This window comes from Halomonas getboli (assembly GCF_023094245.1).
GTDB classification, from domain to species: Bacteria; Pseudomonadota; Gammaproteobacteria; order Pseudomonadales; family Halomonadaceae; genus Halomonas; species Halomonas getboli.
On sequence record NZ_JALMEW010000001.1, the window covers coordinates 75,663 to 92,693 of the forward strand.

A 17,031-nucleotide genomic window follows, 5' to 3' on the forward strand; every position below is an offset into this window, starting at 1 on the left:
GGCTTGTTGCCGGGGCAACCTCGGGGTCTATGCTTCAAGTGCGGGATATTCATTCACGGACCAGACATCCAGGGGGAAAAGGGCATCCCGTGCTGCTGCATGCAAGCGCCGGGATGGCCGATGCCGTCGACATGGGTAGCGTCAATCGCCTGCCGGCCTCGATGGGCCGCTATCTCGATCTGGACGACGAGGAGCAGCGCCTGCTGGCGCGGCTCGAGCATCGTGCCGCCGCGGCCGCCAAGGGGGAATGGCTGTGGGCATCCGGCGACCGGGTCGAGGACCTGTTCGTGCTTCAGGATGGCTGGGCGTGTACCTTCCGCGATACCTGCGACGGCGAGCGGCAGATCATCGAGCTACTGCTGCCGGGGGATATCGTCGGCCTGCGGGAGCTCACTTTCCCGCGGCATATCAGCGAGGCCAGGATGATCACGGCCGGCACCCTATGCCGCTTCCCGCATCATGAGATCGTCGACCTGATCGGGGCCTCGACGTCGCTGGCGATTGCGCTGTTCGCCGCCACCAGCCGTCAGGAGGCGCTGCTCGCCGAGCGCATGATGGTCAGGCTGCATCGTCCCGCACGGAGCCAGATCTGCCATCTCGTCCTCGAGACGCTGATGCGCCTCGGCAAGGTGAGTCGCGTCGTGCCGGAGTGCATTCCGTTTCCCCTCTCCCAGCAGCTGCTGGGGCAGATCCTCGGCCAGTCGTCGGTGCACATCAATCGCACCCTGATGGCCCTCGAGCGAGACGGCGTGCTGAAGAAGCATCGCGATCATGTCGTCATCCGCGACACGCGCCGGCTGCGCAAGGAAGCGGACTTCGATGGCGGCTACCTGGATGACCGCATGGATGGCCTCGCGGAGCGGCTGGCGATGCTGAAGCGCGCCTCGGCGCAGGCCGCGAGGCCGCCATTGTCGGACCGGATCGTACAGCATTCTTAACCAATGTTATGGAGGCATCTTTCTCGTCGAGGGTAGCGTTGACGAGCTGACAGCAGCGGGCCCGGCACCGTCCCCGGACCTCGCACAACGCTGGGGCGTCATATACAACGACAGGCGGAAGGCAGGGGGGAATCAGCATGTCAGCAGTCATACTGCGCGCTCGAGCGCGTGACCGGCTTGGCCGCTTGCCAGCCGGACGATGGGGGCGCTACGCGACCCGCGTCGTCATGGGGCCGGGATGCGGGGGAGGAATCTCATGAGGCCTCATCCTCTGTGTGCGCCCCAGCAGGACAGCCGCTGCCAGGGCTGTTCTCATCGCACGCGCTGCCTGCCGGTGGCGCTCGAGCTGGATGACATGGCGAGCTTCGAGACGATCATTCGGCGGCGTGCGCCGCTCAAGAAGGGCGAGCCGCTGCTGCGTCAGGGCAGCCCCTTCGTGGGAGTCTATGCGGTGCGCTCGGGAAGTCTCAAGCAGGTCACCACCGAGGGGGGCGACGACCAGCTGACCCATTTCTACCTGCCCAGCGAATTGATCGGGCTCGACGGCCTCGATGAGGGCGTCTACCCCGGGCAGGTGGTGGCCCTGGAGACGTCGACCGTCTGCGAAATCCCCTTCGACAGTCTCGATGCGCTCTCGGAGCGCATGCCGATGCTGCGGAATCAGCTCTATCGCAGCATGAGCAAGGAGATGCGCGAGGATCTGCGAATGATTCGCCTGCTGTCGCACAAGAACGCCGACCAGCGCCTCGCCACCTTCTTCGTCAACTTCTCCGACCGTTTCCGACGCCGGGGCTACTCGCCGTACAGCTTCCGGCTGTCGATGACCCGAGCGGATATCGGCAACTATCTCGGCCTGGCGGTAGAGACCATCAGTCGCGTGCTGACCCGCTTCCAGCAGCAGGGGCTGATTCGCGTCTCTGGGCGTGAGATTCATATCCTCGATCTGCCTGCACTGGTCGAGGTCAGCGAGGAGGACGAGGGCTGAGGGATGCGGGGAGGGTCGGGGTTGTAATCCTTAAGCTGCTGGATATACTGGCGAAACTGCCCTGCGGGTGTAGCTCAATGGTAGAGCAGAAGCTTCCCAAGCTTAAGACGAGGGTTCGATTCCCTTCACCCGCTCCAGCTTCCCTCCCTGCATTGTTCGAATACCGAGTCGACTCTGTCGCGCCAGCGTCTCTCGATCCCGTTTTGTGACATCGCCATGATCGTAGCCTTACCTGCAGGGCTTGCCATGTGGGGCAAGTGGCGCACCGGATAGGTAGCGTGGAATTTTTATGGCGCGGTCTGAACTTTTCCTGCCAAGACTGTCATAACAGGTGCAGACGACAGCGGCGATGGCAGTCGCTAGCACTGTCGCTCTGGCTTGCGATTCGATCCTTGACCGCCTCATCCTCGATGAGGCGGTTTTTTTATATGCGCCAAATGCCGACACCCGGCGGCGCCGGGTGTCATAAGGTGAGGGAAGGCCCGTCGGGACGTCAGGCGTGGCGCATGCGCAGGATGGCGTTGAGTACGTCGCGCCGGGTCACGATGCCCACCAGGCGTCCCTGCTCGGTGACCGGGTAGATCTTGGGCTTGGCGCCCAGCATCTCCTGGGCCAGGTCGGTGATGCTCTTGGACGGGGCCACGGAGAGCACTTCATTGCGCATCAGCTCGCTGACCAGCGGCGGTTCGTCGTCGAGGTAGGCGCTTTCCAGCAGCTTGCCGAGCACGTCCTGCTCGGAAATGAAGCCGATCAGGTGGTCGCGCTCGTCGACCACCGGTGCCCCGGGCAGCCGGTGCAGGGCCAGGCCCTGGGCCAGGGTGGTAGCGGACGTCTTGCCGGTGACCCGATAGCAGTCTCGCGACATGATCTCGCGTACGATGGTGGGAGCCTTGCTGGGCATGGCGGTTCTCCTCGTGCCGGTGAAACCTCTCGCCGGGGGCCTCGGCCCGGACGCGCCTACCGTGCTCCGCCGATGCCCATCGGACCCGGATAGAGCACGGCTTGTCTCGCGTTCATCATAGCCAACTCCCGATGCGCTGCATGTCGGCGGCCACCAACGGTTGCCGGTGCAACAGGAACCCGCCCCTTGAGACGCTGCTCCAATGAGGCACAATGCCGCCACTGTCGAGCGATGGAGATCCACCATGGATGCCCGAGAATACCTGGCCCGCAAGGGGCTGGACGGCGAGCGTGACCGCGAGCGCCCCAATACCCTGGAAGAGAAGGCCTGGGAGCGTGCCCGGGAGTCCGGTGATCATCGTCCCCGGGCGGGGACGCCTCACGACTGGGAGGACTGGGAGCGCTACCACGACGAGCTCGCCGAGGGGGCCGACGGCCTGACGCAGAAGATCGATCACGAGGCCCATCGCCAGGCCCTGGAACACGAATCGACGTCGGCACGGCCTGCGGCCTCCGCGGTCGGCGAATGGACGCCCGAGTCGGTGCCCTCGGCATCGACCGAACCTGCGCGGTCGACCGCCGAGCCGGCGTCCTCTTCTCCGTCGACATCGACGTCTTCGTCGGCATCCGAGCCGGCACCGGGTCGGCCCGAGCCCTTCGGCGCCCTGCTGGCGTTGGCGTTACTGCTGCCGCCGCTGGCCATGGGGCTTGCCGGCGGTGGTTCCCGTCGCGTGTGGATCGCCGTGGGGCTGACGCTGCTCGGCTGGCTGCCCGGCATGGCCTACGTGCTGCATACGCTGCTTCGCGCTCGCGGCTGACGGTTGGCAGGCCGGATGCCGCCGGTATAATCCCCGGCGCCTCGCTTTTCCAAATGGAGTGGAACCTTGGGCTATCTCGTCGGCATCACCGTCCTCTGGGCCTTTTCTTTTTCGCTGATCGGCGTCTATCTGGCTGGCCAGGTCGACAGCTACTTCTCGGTGATGACCCGCATCGTGCTGGCGGCCCTGCTGTTCCTGCCCTTGCTGCGTCCGCGCCTGCTGCGCGGACGCCAGCGGCTGACCCTGATGGGTCTGGGCGCCGTGCAGCTCGGCATGATGTACATCTTCTTCTATCAGTCCTTCCTGCTGCTCTCGGTGCCCGAGGTGCTGCTGTTCACGGTGCTCACGCCGCTCTATATCACCGTGCTCGACGATCTGATGTTCAAGCGTTTCTCGCCGTTTCACCTGCTGACGGCCGCCCTGGCGGTGCTGGGCGCGGCGGTGATTCGCTATCGTGGCCTGGACGGCGGCTACTGGCTGGGCTTCCTAGTGGTGCAGGGGGCGAACCTGTGCTTCGCCCTGGGTCAGGTCGGCTATCGCCGGCTCTCGGCCGGGCTGCCCGACGATCTGCCGCGGCTGTCGGTGTTCGGGTGGTTCTACCTGGGGGCTGCGGTCGTGGCGCTGCCGGCGTTCCTGCTCTGGGGCGATGCCTCGGCGCTGCCCGCCACGCCGCTGCAGTGGGGCGTGCTGGCCTGGCTGGGGCTGGTGGCCTCGGGCGTGGGCTACTTCCTGTGGAACATCGGCGCGACCCGGGTCGATGCCGGCGCGCTGGCGGTCATGAACAACGCCCTGGTGCCCGCGGGCCTGCTGGTCAACCTGCTGATCTGGAATCACGGCGCCGACCTGCCGCGCCTGGCGCTGGGCGGGGCCATCATCCTGGCTTCGCTGCTGATCAACGAGTGGTGGCAGCGCCGTCGCGCCCCGCGCAGCGCCTGAGGGCGGTTTGCCCGGCCGCCAGCCAGTCGCCATAATGAGCCGTCGCGACGCGAAGGACCCGCTCATGCACGCCTCTAATCATCAGGCCTCCAAGAAGCAGGCTTTCAAGAACATCGGCCTGATCGGCCGCCTGGGCAGCGCCAAGGTGGTCGAGACCCTCAAGCGGCTGAGCCGCTTCCTCGACGACGCCGGCTATCACGTCATCCTCGAGGATCGCACCGCCACCGTGCTGCTCGGCCACGGCCATCCCGAGGCCAGCCGCCGTCGGCTGGGCGAACTGTGCGATCTGGTGATCGTGGTCGGCGGTGATGGCAGCCTGCTTGGTGCCGCCCGCACCCTGTGCCACAGCGGCACCCTGGTGCTGGGCGTCAACCGCGGCCGGCTGGGCTTTCTCACCGACATTTCCCCCGACGAGCTCGAGGAGCGCGTGGGCGAGGTGCTGGCCGGCCAGTACGAGCTAGAGGAGCGCTTCCTGCTCGACGCCGAGCTCTATCGCGACGGCGTGCTGGTCGGCGACGGCGACGCCCTGAACGAGGTGGTGCTGCACCCCGGCAAGGCGGTGCGCATGATCGAGTTCGAGCTGTTCATCGACGACCAGTTCGTGCACAGCCAGCGCAGCGACGGCCTGATCATCGCCACGCCCACCGGCTCCACGGCCTATGCGCTGTCCGGCGGCGGGCCGATCATGCATCCTCGGCTGGAGGTCGTGACCCTGGTGCCGATGTTCCCGCACACGCTGTCGAGCCGGCCGATCGCCGTCGACGCGGCCAGCGAGATCCGCATCCACATCGGCGAGACCAACCAGACCTACCCGCATATCAGCTGTGACGGCCAGACCCGCGCCGTGGCCAAGCCCGACGACGTGCTCGTGATCCGCCGCAAGCCGCAGCGGGTGCAGCTCGTTCACCCGATGGGGCACAATTTCTACGAGGTCCTGCGCAGCAAGCTGGGCTGGAGCAACCGCCTGGGAGACTGAGGTGAGCAGAGCGCCCCTGGAAGGCTACGACCTGATCGGCGACGTGCACGGCTGCGGCGCCACGCTGGCGGCCCTGCTTGAACGCCTCGGCTACCACCAGCGTGGCGGCGTCTATCGCCATCCGCGGCGCAAGGTGATCTTCCTCGGTGACCTGATCGACCGCGGCCCGCGCATCCGCCTGGCCGTGACCATCGCCCGGCGCATGGTGGAGGAGGGCGAGGCGCTGATCGTGATGGGCAATCACGAGATCAACGCCCTGGCCTATCACCATCGTGCCCCCGCCGAGCTGGGCCGCGAATGGCTGCGCGAGCACACTCCGCGCCACAACCGCATCGTCCGCGAGACCCTCGAGCAGTACCGCGATCATCCCCAGGAGTGGGACGAGACGCTGGCCTGGTTCCTCGACATCCCGCTGTTCCTGGAGCTCGACGGCCTGCGGGTGGTGCATGCCTGCTGGGATCAGCCGCGGATCGACGAGCTTTGTGTCTCGCGCCCGGACGGCCGCATCGACCTCGATTTCCTGACCGCCGCCGTGCGCCACGGCACGCGCGAGTTCGAGATTCTCGACCGGCTCACCCGCGGCAGCCATATCACGTTGCCCGAGGGCGTGCAGATCCAGTCCGGCGACGGCTTCACCCGGCGCAGCTTTCGCGCCCATTTCTGGGCGCATCGACCCCGTACCTGGGGCGACGTGGTGTTCCAGCCCGACAACCTGCCGGGCGACCTGGAGCTGCGCCCGCTGAGCGCGGCCGAGGCCGCGCGCCTGACCCACTACGGCCCCGACGAGCCGCCGCTGTTCATCGGCCACTACTGGTGTGAGGGCATTCCGGCGCTGCCGGCGCCCAACATCGCCTGCCTGGACTACAGCGCGGTGAAGTTCGGCCGCCTGGTGGCCTATCGCTGGAGCGGCGAGGCGCGCCTCGACGCCGATAATTTCGTGTGGATTCGCGTACCCCGGGAAGAGCAGGCCCGGCCGCAGCCCTGGGAAATCGATTTCGACTGATACAAAACGTTACCTAATCACCGCGCAACGTTGCGAACTTGTCGCCCTGCGGGCCATCAGAGTAAGTGTTCCCTTGAACGATCCCTTGCTCTTGTCCGGCGGCCCCCTCCGCCGGACTTTTTATTGGGCGCCCGGTGGGTACCCGCCCCGACCCGCCCAGTTCGCCCCGTGATGCGCCCGCCAGAGGAGAGACCATGTATCGGGTGATGCTGCTGCCCCGCGACACCGACACCCGCGAGTTGCGTCAGGCCCTCTGGGCACATCGCATCGGCCATCGCTACACCGACGAAGCGGAGGGACAGGTGCTGTGGCTGGTCGATCCCCGCCAGCAGGAGACCATGCAGCGCCTGGTGCTGCGCTGGCAGCGCGGCGAGTCGCTGATGCCGGAGGGGGGGAAGGTGCTTCGCCCGCGGGGCGAGACGCCGGACTGGCTGGCGTCGTTGCGTCAGGTGCCGGTGACCGCGGTCGCGATGGGGCTGTGCCTGGCGGTGTTTGCGGTGATGAGCGTGCTCGGGGACCGTGTGATCGCTGCCATGACCATCGTGCCGGTGGGTGTGGCCGGCGGCCAGCTGGCCTTCGGCAGCCTAGGTGAGATGCTGGCCTCCGGGCAGGTGTGGCGGCTGCTGTCGCCTGCCTTCCTGCACTTCGGCTGGATGCATCTGATCTTCAACATGCTGTGGCTGTGGGTTTTTGGCCGTCAGGTCGAGTCGCTCCACGGCCGCGGGCGCATGCTGACGCTGCTGCTGGCCGCCGGCATCGGCGGCAACCTGGCCCAGTACGCTACCGGCACGGTGCTGTTCGGCGGCATGTCGGGCGTCGACTTCGCGCTGCTCGGCTACGTCTGGCTGATGGCGCGGCGGCGCCCGGACGACGGCTTCTTCGTGCCCCAGATGCTGGTGGTGTTCATGCTCGGCTGGATGGTCTTCACCATGACCGACGTGGCCGACCTGTTTGGCTTCGGCAACGTGGCCAACGAGGCGCACCTGGGCGGGCTGGTCGTGGGACTATTGTTTGGCTGGTATCATTCTCGGGCGCGCCGTGCCCGGCGCTGATCTCCCGTTACGTTTCCTCCAGAGAAGCCTGCCATGAGCGATATGACCTTCGAGCGCATGATCCAGCAGATGACGCCGGCCATCTACGAGAGCCTCAAGCAGGCGGTGGCCCTGCGCAAGTGGCCGGACGGCCGCTTTCTGACCGCCGAGCAGACCGAGCTGTGTCTCGAGGCGGTGATGCGCTACGAGGCCGAGAACAACGTGCCCGCCGAGGAGCGCGTCGGCTATCTGGAACGCCGCACCTGCGGCGCCGACAGCAGCGGTGCCGGGGTCTCCCCGCAGCAGGCCGGCCTCGGTCGGGACGTCGGCCGTGGCTGATGCCGTTGCTCTGACGGGCTGCCTGACCAAGATGGCCGTGGAGCCGGGTTCCCCGGCGCGCTACACGCTGCGCGCCGGCGACGAGCGCCTCGACCTCAATGCCCGGCTCGGCCAGCCGCTGCGGCTGACCTGGACCGGCGCCATCGCCTGCACCCACTGCGGGCGGGCGACGAAGAAGAGCTTCGGCCAGGGCCACTGCTACCCCTGCTTCAAGAAGCTGGCGAGCTGCGACAGCTGCATCATGAAGCCCGAGCAGTGCCACTACTTCCAGGGCACCTGCCGCGAGCCCGAATGGGGCGAGAGCCACTGCTTCCGGCCTCACGTGGTCTACCTGGCCAACGCCTCCGGGCTCAAGGTCGGCATCACCCGCGACACCCAGGTGCCGACCCGCTGGCTCGACCAGGGCGCCGTCCAGGCGCTGCCGATTCTCGAGGTCGACTCCCGCCAGCAGTCCGGCTTCGTCGAGGTGCTGTTCAAGGACGAGGTCTCGGATCGCACCAACTGGCGCGCCATGCTCAAGGGCGACACCATGGAGCTCGACCTGCCCGGCGAGCGCGACCGCCTGCTCGAGCGCCTCGCGCCGGGGCTGCTCGAATTGCGCGAGCGCTTCGGCCATGACGCCATCCGCGAGCTCGACGCCGCACCCTGGGCCTTCGAATATCCGGTGCTGGAGCATCCCACCAAAGTGGTCTCGCACAACTTCGACAAGCAGCCCGAGGTCGCCGGCACCCTGCTCGGCATCAAGGGCCAGTACCTGATCCTCGACAGCGGCGTGATCAACCTGCGCAAGTTTACGGGCTACGAGGTCACCGTCGAGGCCTAGGCACCGCCAGGCCCGAGTGAGATGTGTGGCTGCGCTATGCTCGGGAGGTGATCCGCACGAGGAGCCTCCCATGAGCGAGATGCGCGCCATGCGCCTGCACGCAGCCCACCAGCCGCTGCGCCTCGAGCGCGTGCCGATTCCCGAGCCCGGCCCTGGCGAGGTCCGGGTCCGGGTGCTGGCCTGCGGGGTGTGCCGCACCGACCTGCACGTGGTCGACGGCGAGCTGGAGCATCCCAGGCTGCCGCTGATTCCCGGCCATGAGATCGTCGGCGTGGTCGATGCGCTAGGGGAGGGTGTCGCCGGGCTTGAGACAGGGTTTGAGAGAGGCCAGCGGGTCGGCGTGCCCTGGCTGGGCTGGACCTGCGGCAAGTGCGAGTCCTGCCGGGCCGGGCGCGAGAACCTCTGCGAGCGCGCCGAGTTCACCGGCTACACCCGTGACGGCGGCTACGCCGAGTACTGCGTTGCCGATGCCCGCTACTGCTTCTCGCTCGACGACGATGATGCTCAGGCCGCCGCCCCGCTGCTGTGTGCGGGGCTGATCGGCTATCGCACCTGGCGGCTGGCCGGCGGCGACGCACCCCGGCGGCTGGGCCTCTACGGCTTCGGCGCCGCGGCGCATATCCTGGCCCAGCTGGCACTCTCTCGCGGCCAGATCCTCTATGCCTTCACCCGCCCCGGCGACCGCGAGGCCCAGGCCTTCGCCCGGCGTCTCGGCGCCGTCTGGGCAGGCGGCAGCGACGAGGCCCCGCCCGAGCCGCTGGACGCCGCCCTGCTGTTCGCCCCGGTGGGCGAGCTGGTGCCGATCGCGCTGTCCCACGTGCGCCCCGGCGGCACCGTGGTCTCCGGCGGCATTCACATGAGCGACATCCCGTCCTTTCCCTACCGGCTGCTGTGGCAAGAGCGCAGCGTCAGGTCGGTGGCCAATCTCACCCGTCGCGACGGCGACGAGTTCCTCGCGCTGGCGCCGAAGGTGCCGATCCGCACCGAGACCGTCGCCTATCCGCTGGAAGATGCCAATCGCGCCCTCGACGACCTGCGCGCCGGGCGCCTGTCCGGCGCCGCGGTGCTGGTGCCCTGACGCACAAAAGCCGAACCGGGCGGCCCGGTTCGGCGTCTGCTGGATGGCTCAGGTCGCTCAGGAAGGGAAGGAGAACTGCGCTCCCTCGCGGACGCCGGTCGACGGCCAGCGCTGGGTGACGGTCTTGCGCCGGGTATAGAAGCGCACGGCGTCCGGGCCGTAGGCGGAGAGGTCGCCGAACAGCGAGCGCTTCCAGCCGCCGAAGCTGTGGTAGGACACCGGCACCGGCAGCGGCACGTTGATGCCGACCATGCCCACCTGGATGCGGTCGCTGAAGTAGCGGGCCGCCTCGCCGTCGCGGGTGTAGATGCAGGTGCCGTTGCCGTACTCGTGGTCGTCGATCAGTTTCATGGCGGCTTCCATGGAATCGACGCGCACCACCAGCAGCACCGGCCCGAAGATCTCCTCGAGGTAGCAGGTCATGTCCGGCGTCACGCGGTCGATCAGGGTGCCGCCGACGTAGAAGCCCCGCTCGTGCCCCGGCACCTGGACGCCGCGACCGTCGACGACGATCTCGGCGCCCTGTTGGGCGGCGCTGTCGATGTAGCCGCAGACCTTCTCCTTGTGTGCCTTGGTGATCACCGGGCCGAAGTCGTTGTCGGCATCATGGAAGGGGCCGACCTTCAGCGAGGTCATCTGCGACTGCATCTTGGCAATCAGGGCATCGGCGGCCTCGTCGCCCACCGCCACGGCCACCGACAGCGCCATGCAGCGCTCGCCGGAGGAGCCGAAGGCGGCCCCGGTCAGCGAGCTGACCACGTTGTCCATGTCGGCATCGGGCATCACGATGGCGTGGTTCTTGGCGCCGCCCAGCGCCTGGCAGCGCTTGCCGTTGGCGCTGGCGCGGCCGTAGATATATTCCGCTATCGGCGTCGAGCCGACGAAGCTGACCGCCTGGACGCGGCCGTCGTCGAGCAGGGTATCGACGGCCTCCTTGTCGCCGTTGACCACGTTGAGCACGCCGGCGGGCAGGCCCGCCTCCAGTGCCAGCTCGGCGATGTAGAGGGTGGAGGTCGGGTCGCGCTCGGAGGGCTTGAGCACGAAGGTGTTGCCGCAGGCGATGGCCATCGGGTACATCCACAGCGGCACCATGGCCGGGAAGTTGAACGGCGTGATGCCCGCGACCACGCCCAGCGGCTGGAAGTCGCTCCAGGAATCGATGCCGGGGCCGGTGTTCTTGCTGTACTCGCCCTTGAGCAGTTCCGGCGCGCCGCAGGCGTACTCGATGTTCTCGATGCCGCGCTGCAGTTCGCCCCTGGCGTCGTGGACGATCTTGCCGTGTTCCTGGCCGATCAGCCGGCAGATCTCATCGGCGTTCTGCTCCAGCAGTGCCTTGAAGCGGTACAGGATGCGGGCCCGCTTGGCCGGCGGGGTATCGCGCCATGCCGGGAAGGCGGCCTGGGCGGCGGCAATGGCCTGCTCGACGGTGGCCTTGCTGGCCAGGGCGACCTGGCCGCCGACCTCGCCGGTGGAGGGGTTGTAGATGTCCTGGGTGCGCGCGTCGTCGTCGACCCGGGTGCCGTTGATCAGATGGCCGAGTGTGGTCATGTATTACCTCTTGAATGCAGCTTCTAGGAGAAAGATTTGGTGCTGACGGACCGATGCGCTGTTGCGTCGACAAGCCTCCGCGAGGGCGCTGTAAACCCTTCACTGGGCGCCACATCCGCCATCCATGGGGGTGCCCCCCGCTTCGCCTTGTCCCCGGCGCGCATCTCAGGGGCGCCTGATTCAATCCTGCTCGCCGATGGCGTCGCCCAGGGTATTGATGAGCCGGTCGATCTCTTCGCGTTCGACGATGAAAGGCAGGCCGAGCTGGATGGTGTCGCCGCCGTAGCGCACGTAGAACCCCTTGTCCCAGCACTTCATGGCGATCTCGTAAGGGCGCCGGGCCGGCTCGCCGGGGTAGGACTCGATCTGCAGGGCACCGGCGAGGCCGTAATTTCGGATATCGCTGATGTAGCGTGTGCCCTTGAGGCCGTGCAGAGCGTTCTCGAAGATCGGCGCCATCTCCTTCACCCGTTCGATCAGGCGATCGTTCTCGAGCACGTCGAGCGATGCCAGCGCCGCGGCGCAGGCCACCGGATGGCCCGAATAGGTGTAGCCGTGGGGCAGTTCCATCATGTAGTCGGGGCCGCCCTGCTCCATGAAGGTCTGGTAGATCTCGCCCTTCACGATGACGCCGCCCATGGGCACCGCGCCGTTGGTGAGCTGCTTGGCGACGTTCAGGATATCCGGCACCACGCCGAACTCCTCGGCGCCGGTCATCGACCCCATGCGGCCGAACCCGGTGATCACCTCGTCGAAGATCAGCAGTATGTCGTGCTGGTCGCAGATCTCGCGCAGGCGCTTGAGATACCCCTTGGGAGGTGGGATCACCCCGGCGGAGCCGGCCAGCGGCTCGACGATCACCGCGGCGATGTTGGAGGCATCGTGCAGGGCGATCAGTTCCAGCAGCTCGTCGGCACGTTCGGCGCCGCGCTCCGGCATGCCACGGGTGAAGGCGTTTTCCTTGAGCAGGGTATGGGGCAGGTGGTCGGCATCCACGCCCTGGCCGAACAGGCTGCGGTTAGCGCCGATGCCGCCGAGGCTGAAGCCGCCGAAGTTGACCCCGTGATAGCCCTTGGAACGGCCGATCAGCTTGGTCTTGGTCGGCTGGCCCTTCTTGCGCCAGTAGGCGCGGGCGATCTTCAGCGCGGTGTCGGCGCTCTCCGAGCCGGAGCCGGTGAAGAAGACGTGGTCGAGCCCCTCGGGCGTCAGCTCCCGCATGCGATGGGCCAGCTCGAACGCCTTGGGGTGGCCGTACTGGAAGGCGGGGGCATAGTCCAGCTCGCCGAGCTGTCGGGATACCGCCTCGGCGATCTCCGGACGGCAGTGGCCGGCGCCGCAGGTCCACAGCCCCGAGAGGCCGTCGAAGACGCGTCGTCCCTCGGCGTCGGTGAGATAGCTGCCCCGGGCGCCGGTGATGATGCGCGGATCGCGCTTGAACTGGCGATTGCCGGTATACGGCATCCAGTAGGCGTCCAGCTGTTCGTCGGTCAGGCCGGCGGCCTGTCGGGAGAAGCGATCTGACATGGCACCACCCTCGTTGGTCGTTGTCGTGTGCGTGGCCGTTCAGGATCAGCCTGGTGGAGCACCTGAATAAGTTAAATTCCGCTCTATTGAATTTCATGTAAGCAGAGGGTTAACTTTTTGGGCGCGTCCGGCCTCGGTCGCGCGCCCAACCCAGCGGAGACCATGTCGTGACACGTCGCAGTGAGACCCTGAGCGGACAGCTTGTCGATGCGGATCTGAGGCTGCTGCGCATCTATCGCAAGGTCGTGGAGTGCGGCGGCTTCTCCGCCGCCGAGGTGGAGCTGAACATCAGCCGCGCGGCGATCAGCATGGCCATGAACGATCTGGAAACGCGGCTTGGCATGCGGCTCTGCCAGCGCGGGCGCGGCGGCTTTGCCCTGACCGACGAGGGCGCCGAGGTCTTCGAGGCCACCCTGCAGCTGCAGGCAGCGGTAGAGGGCTTTCGTACCCGGATCAACGGCCTGCACGCCCATCTTCGCGGCGAGCTCAACATCGGCATCACCGACAACCTGGTGAGCATGCCCGAGATGCACATCACCCACGCGCTCAGCGCGCTCAAGGAACGCGGCCCCGAGGTGCGCATCAACATCCGCATGATGCCGCCCAGCGACATCGAGCTGGGGGTGCTCGACGGGCGCTTGCACACCGGCGTGATTCCGTCGCTCAAGCCGCTCGCCGGGCTCGAGTACCTGCCGCTGTACGCAGAGGCCTCGCGGCTCTACTGCGCCGTCGGCCATCCGCTGTTCGATGTCGCCGAGGTGACGGAGCGTCAGCTGGCCGAATGCGATGCGGTGGTGCCGGCCTATGCCCAGACGCCGGAGATCAAGGCCTGTCAGGAACCGCTCAGGGCGGCCGCTTCGGCCAGCGACCGCGAAGGCATTGCCTTCCTGATCCTGTCCGGTCGCTATATCGGCTACCTGCCGAACCACTATGCCGAGCGCTGGGTGCGCGATGGGCGAATGCGGGGGCTGAATCCCGAGACCCGGCACTACCTGACCCGCTACAGCGCCATCACCCGCAAGGGGTCGCCGCCCAATCTGGTGCTGGAGAGCTACCTCGAAGAGCTGAATAGACAGATCGAAGGCGAGGGACGGGCCTAGTCCAAAAGGCGAGGGGCGGGGCTAGTCGAACAGCTCGCCTTGGCGGCGCGGCGGACGGAAGGACTCGCAGTCCAGAGAGGGCAGCCCGGGAAAGCCGAGCCGTCGGTAAGCCTGGCGAAAGCGCTGCTCGAGCAGGTCGGCGAACACCCCCTGGCCGCGCATGCGGTGGCCGAAGCGCGAGTCGTAGTCGCGCCCGCCGCGGCACTGCCGGATCAGGCTCATCACCTTGGCGGCCCGATCGGGATAGTGCTGTACCAGCCAGTCCTCGAACAGCGGTGCTACCTCCCGCGGCAGGCGCAGCAGCATCCAGCGCGCATCCATGGCGCCGGCGTTCCTTGCGGCTTCCAGCAGTCGCTCCAGTTCGTGATCGGTCAGCCCCGGAATCACCGGCGAGACCAGCACGCCCGTCGGTATCCCGGCCTCGGTAAGCGTCTCGATCATCTTCAGACGCGTCGCCGGGGCGGCGGTGCGGGGCTCCAGGGTGCGCTTCAGGTCGGTGTCCAGGCTGGTCAAGCTGATCAGCACTCGCACCAGCCGCCGCTCGGCCAGTTCGGCGAGCAGGTCGCGATCGCGCAGCACCAGCGCGCCCTTGGTCACCAGGGTGACGGGATGGCGGCATGTGAGCAGGAATGCCAGCAGTCGGCGCGTGGTGCCGCGCTCGGCCTCCAGTGGCTGGTAGGCGTCGGTGTTGCCGGCCAGATTGATCGGGCGGCATTCGTAGCCGGGGCGGGCCAGCTCCTCTTCCAGACGCTCGACCAGGCCGAGGCGGGCGATCAGCCGGGTCTCGAAGTCGAGCCCGGGGGAGAGATCCCAGTAGGCGTGGCTGGGGCGGGCGTAGCAGTAGATGCAGCCGTGCTCGCAGCCGCGGTAGGGATTCAGCGAGCGGTCGAAGGGCAGGTCCGGCGAGCGGTTCCAGGCCAGCGCGCTGCGGGCCCGCTCCTTGGTGACCTCGGTGGCCAGCCGCTCGGGCACGGCTTCCTGCCACCAGCCGTCGTCGACGGCTTCCACCCGGGTGGGAGCGAAGCGGTTGTCGGGATCGAAGGTGGCGCCGCGGCCCTTGCGGGCCACGGCGTTCGAGAATGACGTCGCCATGCCGGCTTCCTTATGCTGTCTATATATACAGTGTAGCGGCGATGGCGGCATCATTCATCCCGGCGGCCTAGCCGGAGGGCGCGTCGGTGTCCGTGGGGCTGGCATAGGGATTGTCCGGCATCAGTTGACGCGGCAGCGGCGCGCGTCGGGCGTCTTCCTTGGGGCCGTAGTGCTCGGCCAGATAGTCGAGGATGGTCGCTTCCATCTCAGGGCGGAACGGCCACAGGCCCTGGGTGTCCTGCATCCAGCGGATCAGCTGCTCCCAGTGGTTGCGCGAGCCACTGTTCTGGGTGATCAGCCTGGCGGAGTGGCACACCGTGCAGTTCGCCTTGACCACCTGCCAGCCCTCGGCCTGGATCAGGCCGCTGTCCGGATCGGTGGCCGGTGCGTCGTCCTGGGCCCAAGCCCCTTGAAAAGCGCCTCCCTGAAAGGAGACCCCGATGGACAGCAGCAGCGCCGCGGCCAGCGCCGGATGCCGGCGGGAGTTGGTGCGTGTCATGGCATTCCCCCTAGGCCACCTGAACGGCGATGCGGTGGCAGGCGTTGTTGAGATAGCCCTTGGGATTCCAGCCCGGCACGACCATGGGCTGCGTGCGTCCCTGGCTGTCGGTGGCCTTGGCCCAGACCTCGTAGTAGCCGGGCTCGGGGACGTCCAGGGCGCTGGTCCAGCGCTGCCAGGCCAGGCGGTTGGGCGCGGCGCCGAGCTCGGCCGGCTGCCAGGTGGCGCCGAAGTCGATCGAGACGTGGACCGCCTCGACCGCGAGATCGCCGGCCCAGGCGTGGCCGCGCACCGTCAGCGGCTTGCCCAGGGGGTGGGTGATGCCGGACTTGGGGAAGGTCACCAGCGACTTCACCGGCATCGACTGGATGGTCTCGAAGTCCTCCAGCGGCACGTCGGTGCCGGGGGCGACCGGATGCTTCGGCACGCTGTAGGAGGGCGCGCCCATCTTGGGACCATCGTGCTTGCGGTTGCGGATCACGATGCGCTCGAGCCACTTGCCCGACACCGAGCCGGGCCAGCCGCCGCACACCAGACGCAGCGGATGCCCGTTCAGGTAGGGGATGTCGGCATCGTTCATCGCCCAGGCGATCAGCGACTCGTCCTCCAGCGCCTTGTCCATCGGCACGCCACGCGAGATCGGTGCCTTGCTCGGATCGCCGCTGGCATGGGCGTCGGCGCCGTAATAGCCCACGTAGACGGCGTCGTCGGCGATGCCACAGGCCTCCAGCACGTCGCGCAGCCGCACGCCGGTGAAGCGCGGGCAGGCCACCGCGCCGGTGGTCCACTGGTTGCCGCTGGCCGCCGGCACGTATTCGCTGCGGCCGTTGCCACCGCACTCCACCTGCAGCTGGTAGGTGTGATGCTCGAAGCGCTCCTTGAGTTCGGCGATGGAGAAGGTCATGGGCGTCACGCAGGATTCCCCGGCGACCTCCAGCCGCCAGGCGGCGACGTCGATGGCGTCCATCGCTGGCGGAATGCCGTTGTTGCGCACGAACATGCGTTCGGCAGGGGTGACGTCATCGTCGAGCAGGTGGGCCGGCGTCTCGGCGTTGATCGGCCGGTCGTTGAGCACCGTCAGGCCCTCCTTGCCCTGCAGCGTGAAGGGCTCATCGCTCTGGGCCAGGGCGGCGGGAATCAGCCCGCCGGGCATGCGGTCGGCGAAGGGAATCTGGGCGCCCACCGCGGCGGCCATCGCCAGCAGGCTGGAGCGCTTGAGGAAACCGCGTCGGGTGACGGGATCGACGTCGCGGCCCCAGAGCAGTCGGTCGGCATTTTGCGGGTCTTCGGCGTAGAGCTCATGGAGGCCGCGGGTGCGTGGAAGCTTCCTGGTCATGTCGCTGACTCCTGAAGCGCCCGGCGGGCGGCGCAGGCGTCGAAGGCCGGGCTGTTGTCGTGAGCGGTTGTCGTGGGAGCGCACTATGAAGGACAGACAGACGCG

At 67.6% G+C, this 17,031-nt stretch carries 17 protein-coding genes and 1 tRNA gene; 12 read left to right on the top strand and 6 right to left on the bottom strand.

Annotated elements, in window-relative coordinates:
• The first annotated feature begins 89 nt into the window (after positions 1-89).
• The 3 genes from MYL53_RS00395 to MYL53_RS00405 all read left to right on the top strand — a co-directional run bounded on the left by MYL53_RS00395 (position 90) and on the right by MYL53_RS00405 (position 2,060).
• Positions 90-938, top strand: a complete 849-nt coding sequence (locus MYL53_RS00395; protein WP_247851390.1) for a Crp/Fnr family transcriptional regulator — start codon at positions 90-92, stop codon at positions 936-938.
• Between the two features lie 256 nt (positions 939-1,194).
• Positions 1,195-1,923, top strand: coding sequence for a fumarate/nitrate reduction transcriptional regulator Fnr (gene fnr / locus MYL53_RS00400; RefSeq protein ID WP_247851391.1), 729 nt, complete (start codon positions 1,195-1,197; stop codon positions 1,921-1,923).
• 63 nt (positions 1,924-1,986) lie between these two features.
• Positions 1,987-2,060: transfer RNA gene (locus MYL53_RS00405), tRNA-Gly, on the top strand.
• A gap of 356 nt (positions 2,061-2,416) precedes the next feature.
• Here MYL53_RS00405 and MYL53_RS00410 read toward each other — a convergent pair.
• On the bottom strand, positions 2,417-2,824 hold the full coding sequence (locus MYL53_RS00410) for a CBS domain-containing protein (protein ID WP_247851392.1): 408 nt from the start codon (positions 2,822-2,824) through the stop codon (positions 2,417-2,419).
• 244 nt (positions 2,825-3,068) lie between these two features.
• On the opposite strand from MYL53_RS00410, the gene MYL53_RS00415 reads away from it, so the two are divergent.
• From MYL53_RS00415 to MYL53_RS00450, 8 genes are all read left to right on the top strand, one after another.
• Positions 3,069-3,641 (top strand): YqaE/Pmp3 family membrane protein, encoded by a 573-nt coding sequence (locus MYL53_RS00415; RefSeq protein WP_247851393.1) that lies wholly within the window; start codon positions 3,069-3,071, stop codon positions 3,639-3,641.
• Positions 3,642-3,707: 66 nt separating this feature from the next.
• Positions 3,708-4,577: a carboxylate/amino acid/amine transporter gene (locus MYL53_RS00420; RefSeq protein ID WP_247851394.1), complete on the top strand. Its 870-nt coding sequence runs from the start codon at positions 3,708-3,710 to the stop codon at positions 4,575-4,577.
• Between the two features lie 64 nt (positions 4,578-4,641).
• Positions 4,642-5,553 carry an NAD(+) kinase gene (locus tag MYL53_RS00425; protein WP_247851395.1) on the top strand — a complete coding sequence of 304 codons (912 nt, stop codon included), beginning with the start codon at positions 4,642-4,644 and terminating at the stop codon, positions 5,551-5,553.
• Between the two features lie 16 nt (positions 5,554-5,569).
• Positions 5,570-6,556 (top strand): metallophosphoesterase, encoded by a 987-nt coding sequence (locus tag MYL53_RS00430; protein ID WP_247852345.1) that lies wholly within the window; start codon positions 5,570-5,572, stop codon positions 6,554-6,556.
• A gap of 194 nt (positions 6,557-6,750) precedes the next feature.
• Complete coding sequence (locus tag MYL53_RS00435; protein ID WP_247851396.1) at positions 6,751-7,608, top strand: rhomboid family intramembrane serine protease; 858 nt, start codon at positions 6,751-6,753, stop codon at positions 7,606-7,608.
• A gap of 33 nt (positions 7,609-7,641) precedes the next feature.
• The gene (locus tag MYL53_RS00440; protein ID WP_247851397.1) at positions 7,642-7,926 is read left to right on the top strand and encodes a YeaC family protein; all 285 of its coding nucleotides are present in this window, start codon (positions 7,642-7,644) and stop codon (positions 7,924-7,926) included.
• A 31-nt stretch (positions 7,927-7,957) separates the two neighbouring features.
• Positions 7,958-8,749, top strand: a complete 792-nt coding sequence (locus tag MYL53_RS00445) for a DUF2797 domain-containing protein (protein ID WP_247852347.1) — start codon at positions 7,958-7,960, stop codon at positions 8,747-8,749.
• A gap of 70 nt (positions 8,750-8,819) precedes the next feature.
• Positions 8,820-9,827: a zinc-dependent alcohol dehydrogenase family protein gene (locus MYL53_RS00450; RefSeq protein WP_247851398.1), complete on the top strand. Its 1,008-nt coding sequence runs from the start codon at positions 8,820-8,822 to the stop codon at positions 9,825-9,827.
• Positions 9,828-9,884: 57 nt separating this feature from the next.
• Here the strand turns inward: MYL53_RS00450 and MYL53_RS00455 are convergent, their stop codons facing one another.
• Entirely contained in the window at positions 9,885-11,375 is a 1,491-nt protein-coding gene (locus MYL53_RS00455) for a CoA-acylating methylmalonate-semialdehyde dehydrogenase (RefSeq protein ID WP_247851399.1), read from the bottom strand.
• A 180-nt stretch (positions 11,376-11,555) separates the two neighbouring features.
• Positions 11,556-12,899, bottom strand: a complete 1,344-nt coding sequence (aptA, locus tag MYL53_RS00460) for an omega-aminotransferase AptA (RefSeq protein ID WP_247851400.1) — start codon at positions 12,897-12,899, stop codon at positions 11,556-11,558.
• Between the two features lie 167 nt (positions 12,900-13,066).
• On the opposite strand from aptA, the gene MYL53_RS00465 reads away from it, so the two are divergent.
• Positions 13,067-13,999 carry a LysR family transcriptional regulator gene (locus MYL53_RS00465; RefSeq protein ID WP_247851401.1) on the top strand — a complete coding sequence of 311 codons (933 nt, stop codon included), beginning with the start codon at positions 13,067-13,069 and terminating at the stop codon, positions 13,997-13,999.
• A gap of 21 nt (positions 14,000-14,020) precedes the next feature.
• On the opposite strand, the gene MYL53_RS00470 is transcribed toward MYL53_RS00465, so the two are convergent.
• From MYL53_RS00470 to MYL53_RS00480, 3 genes are all read right to left on the bottom strand, one after another.
• Positions 14,021-15,091 carry a PA0069 family radical SAM protein gene (locus tag MYL53_RS00470; RefSeq protein ID WP_247851402.1) on the bottom strand — a complete coding sequence of 357 codons (1,071 nt, stop codon included), beginning with the start codon at positions 15,089-15,091 and terminating at the stop codon, positions 14,021-14,023.
• A 67-nt stretch (positions 15,092-15,158) separates the two neighbouring features.
• Positions 15,159-15,590: a hypothetical protein gene (locus MYL53_RS00475; RefSeq protein WP_247851403.1), complete on the bottom strand. Its 432-nt coding sequence runs from the start codon at positions 15,588-15,590 to the stop codon at positions 15,159-15,161.
• Positions 15,591-15,600: 10 nt separating this feature from the next.
• The gene (locus MYL53_RS00480) at positions 15,601-16,926 is read right to left on the bottom strand and encodes a sulfite oxidase (protein ID WP_247851404.1); all 1,326 of its coding nucleotides are present in this window, start codon (positions 16,924-16,926) and stop codon (positions 15,601-15,603) included.
• Positions 16,927-17,031 lie beyond the last annotated feature (105 nt).

Excerpts from the sequence above, each read along its gene's own strand:
- MYL53_RS00480 (WP_247851404.1), bottom strand. The coding sequence starts at position 16,926 with ATGACCAGGAAGCTTCCACGCACCCGCGGCCTCCATGAGCTCTACGCC.
- aptA (WP_247851400.1), bottom strand. The coding sequence starts at position 12,899 with ATGTCAGATCGCTTCTCCCGACAGGCCGCCGGCCTGACCGACGAACAG.
- MYL53_RS00445 (WP_247852347.1), top strand. The coding sequence starts at position 7,958 with ATGGCCGTGGAGCCGGGTTCCCCGGCGCGCTACACGCTGCGCGCCGGC.
- MYL53_RS00450 (WP_247851398.1), top strand. The coding sequence starts at position 8,820 with ATGAGCGAGATGCGCGCCATGCGCCTGCACGCAGCCCACCAGCCGCTG.
- MYL53_RS00455 (WP_247851399.1), bottom strand. The coding sequence starts at position 11,375 with ATGACCACACTCGGCCATCTGATCAACGGCACCCGGGTCGACGACGAC.
- MYL53_RS00410 (WP_247851392.1), bottom strand. The coding sequence starts at position 2,824 with ATGCCCAGCAAGGCTCCCACCATCGTACGCGAGATCATGTCGCGAGAC.
- MYL53_RS00470 (WP_247851402.1), bottom strand. The coding sequence starts at position 15,091 with ATGGCGACGTCATTCTCGAACGCCGTGGCCCGCAAGGGCCGCGGCGCC.
- MYL53_RS00415 (WP_247851393.1), top strand. The coding sequence starts at position 3,069 with ATGGATGCCCGAGAATACCTGGCCCGCAAGGGGCTGGACGGCGAGCGT.
- MYL53_RS00440 (WP_247851397.1), top strand. The coding sequence starts at position 7,642 with ATGAGCGATATGACCTTCGAGCGCATGATCCAGCAGATGACGCCGGCC.
- MYL53_RS00475 (WP_247851403.1), bottom strand. The coding sequence starts at position 15,590 with ATGACACGCACCAACTCCCGCCGGCATCCGGCGCTGGCCGCGGCGCTG.
- fnr (WP_247851391.1), top strand. The coding sequence starts at position 1,195 with ATGAGGCCTCATCCTCTGTGTGCGCCCCAGCAGGACAGCCGCTGCCAG.
- MYL53_RS00435 (WP_247851396.1), top strand. The coding sequence starts at position 6,751 with ATGTATCGGGTGATGCTGCTGCCCCGCGACACCGACACCCGCGAGTTG.
- MYL53_RS00425 (WP_247851395.1), top strand. The coding sequence starts at position 4,642 with ATGCACGCCTCTAATCATCAGGCCTCCAAGAAGCAGGCTTTCAAGAAC.